Annotated in this window: 2 protein-coding genes and 2 pseudogenes; 2 read left to right on the top strand and 2 right to left on the bottom strand. The window is 37.9% G+C overall.

Going from position 1 to position 2871, the window contains the following annotated elements; translation table 11 throughout:
• Nucleotides 1-207 (top strand): annotated as a pseudogene (locus CBG25_RS02975) (hypothetical protein); the annotation flags it as partial.
• On the opposite strand, the gene CBG25_RS02980 reads toward CBG25_RS02975, so the two are convergent.
• Nucleotides 164-1351 carry a phage/plasmid replication protein, II/X family gene (locus tag CBG25_RS02980; RefSeq protein WP_290604421.1) on the bottom strand — a complete coding sequence of 396 codons (1188 nt, stop codon included), beginning with the start codon at nt 1349-1351 and terminating at the stop codon, nt 164-166. The pseudogene CBG25_RS02975 and the gene CBG25_RS02980 overlap by 44 nt on opposite strands.
• 125 nt (nt 1352-1476) lie before the next feature.
• Here CBG25_RS02980 and CBG25_RS02985 point away from each other — a divergent pair, with 125 nt between their 5' ends.
• Entirely contained in the window at nt 1477-1677 is a 201-nt protein-coding gene (locus CBG25_RS02985; RefSeq protein ID WP_290604423.1) for a hypothetical protein, read from the top strand.
• A gap of 90 nt (nt 1678-1767) precedes the next feature.
• On the opposite strand, the pseudogene CBG25_RS02990 reads toward CBG25_RS02985, so the two are convergent.
• Nucleotides 1768-2242, bottom strand: a pseudogene (locus CBG25_RS02990) (IS5 family transposase); the annotation flags it as partial.
• Nucleotides 2243-2871: the final 629 nt, after the last annotated feature.

Consider the following 2871-nt stretch of genomic DNA (forward strand, 5'->3'; position numbering starts at 1 on the left):
GAAGTTAAACAAAATTGTGGTATTGAACGCTGTCAGGCTCGCACGAGCCGAGCGCAAAGAAATCATATTTTTCTCGCTATTTCTGCGTGGTTTGAACAACATAAACGTCGTATATCTGAAAAAATAACCCTTTATCAACAAAATTGGGACGTAATCAAAAATGCTATTGCTGAGCACATCCGTGTTTTATTAGCGTACCCAAATTAGTTTTGTGCGAAACTCGTGATTGTGATTTGCTGATGCCAATATCAGTTAATAAAGTTAAGTAACGCCAAAATGTCATTCGACTCATAGAATTAAGGACATTGTAAAATCCTTCATTCACTAAACGACGATAAAAACCAAATATCCGTTGGGCTTTGGCATAGGAAATGTTACCTTTTGGCGTAGTGGAATAATAATGCGATTTTAATCGTTCAAAAATATGTTCATCATCATAAATATTCATTTCCATTCCCCTCAGTGCCGTCAGCAAATCATCAAAACTTTTCATCCACAGATCGTAAATTAAATTAGCTCCCCCACGTTCATATTGTTGTTGATAAAGACAAAGCGCTGAAAAATTAACCGGGATCTGATTATCTTTTAAACACCGTTTTTTTAATCGCCCCTCTAATCTCAACAGATTATTGGCAAAATCCGTCAGCCGTTTATCATTTAAAATGGCAAACTGATTTAACAAAACCTCATCATTGGGGTTAACCCGTAATTTTTTTTGTATTTCACCTAATCTCTTTGCCAATTCAAGCGCTTTATAATAAATACACAATTCCCTGAGTTTAGAACCACGATTAAAATAGACGGTTGATTCATAATCATTTGATTTCGTTGCTTTGGTTTGTCCATGACTGATATTCTTAAAATAAGCAATCACCTGTTTACAAATACTTTCCGTCGGTAATCTTACTGATAAAGTCGTATGAAGCTCAGAAACTTCGGTATTCTCGACATCTAACAGATTAAAAAGATGCGGCATGGAAACCGCTAGATTGGTCATTAACTCCAAACCACATAACGCAATATTGGTTGAACCAAATACATTATGCCCCTGTAAAAGCTTTGCAGGTGAAGCCTTAAGATTGACGCGCGGAAAAATCAAATGGGTTCCCTGATAAATCTTCATGCCCAGACTGGCAAAATGGGTTGGTAACGATTCAAAAGGATGCGTTAATCCCTGAACAGAGAAATCCCCTCTTATTTCAAATTCCACATCGCGAGCAGATAGCCGAATACCGCTTAATTTAGCAATCTGCATAAAATCGATATAGCCTCCTCCGTGCTCTCTATCACGAGATGTTTTAATTACATACTCGTTTTTAAATGGAATCTGCAATTCAAGGAAATCTATCATTTACAAATCTCAATATTTACATCATGCACACATGATATAAGAAATATTTGCATGTTGTAAATACGCATGCGTGAAATATTGAATAAAAAAAAGATATGATTAATAACTAAAAGGGGAAATTTGTTATGACATCCAAGAGAGCAGATACAACAGTAAGAATAAACGAAGAAAGAAAGCTAGAACTAAAAAGGAAAATACTAGAAATAGGAAATAAAACAGGAGATATACTAAAACAATCAGAATTAGTAAGTTATCTTATAGATAATTATCTTGATGATGCAGTAAAAGATATAATAGCTAAAAAACTGTCAGGAAAGCATAGATAAAATAACAATATCATTGTTATTAAATATGGAAATAAAAGTTAAATTTAAGTAAAAATATATCAAAATGATACAAGAGTACATAATCTACATAAGCAACACATCGGCACCTTCTAGGTCGTGTGCCTGGCCCGGCGTAAGATGAAAGCCTGTAGGGTTACCCATAGCATCGACCGTGGCGTGAATTTTGGTGCTCAACCCGCCGCGACTACGCCCGATAGCCTGTTTGTCTGGATCCCCCTTTTGCGCCAGCGCTATGCTGATGAGCCCGTACGATAGTCGAGTCAATCATCGCATACTCGTTATCAGCCTCCTGCGCCAAGACGGTGAACACGCGCTCCCATACGCCAGTTTTGCTCCAGCGTGAGTGACGCAGGTGCACAACACGAAAGTCGCCAAAACGTTCAGGCAGGTCTCTCCAGGGAATGCCTGTCCGATAACGATAGATCACCGCCTCTACGAACAGCCGGTTGTTGCGTGCGGTCACGCCAACATAGCCTTTCCGTCCAGGAAGCAATGTCTCAATCCGAGCCCATTGATCATCTCGAAGTGCATAGCGACGCGTCATATCTTACTCTTTAGGCCAAAGTAGACAATCATACACGTTTATCCAAGCATTTGATGGCAGGCCCTAATAAAGGAATCTTTATACTAAATAATTCTAATATTTAACTGATTGATCTTTTTTGAATATTGGAAGATAAAGGAGTTTAGGTTAACCAAGTACAAGCAAAATTATCATATATTTTGTTTCAATATTTCTCATGAAAAGGAAAATAATAATGGATAATATTCAATCAACCTTACACGATACAAATTCAATAACTCAATATAATACATCGTCATACAGTGATGGTATGGAAAGCATTTCTCAAATCAACGAACTGATGATGATGCTAACTGAAATGCTAAAAAAACTCCGTAACACCTTGCAAGAATTTAACCAGAAAGTGCGACAGGAAGTCGTCTGACATATTGTTTTGAAAAAGGAATGGACAAAACCAGTCATCCCATTGACTGTAACCTACCGTGACAGGCGTGGCGGGCAACTGCGGGGTCTGAAGCTCACGGGACAATGTAACCTTGCATTGTAAAATGCGATAACGAAACCGTGAGGGAATAGTTATTACCTGCAAGCATCATGCGGATGAGGTGCTAGGTTTATCGGTATGGTTAACATATGTGAACTGTTAATAA

The organism is Arsenophonus sp. ENCA (genome assembly GCF_002287155.1).
Classification (GTDB): domain Bacteria; phylum Pseudomonadota; class Gammaproteobacteria; order Enterobacterales; family Enterobacteriaceae; genus Arsenophonus; species Arsenophonus nilaparvatae.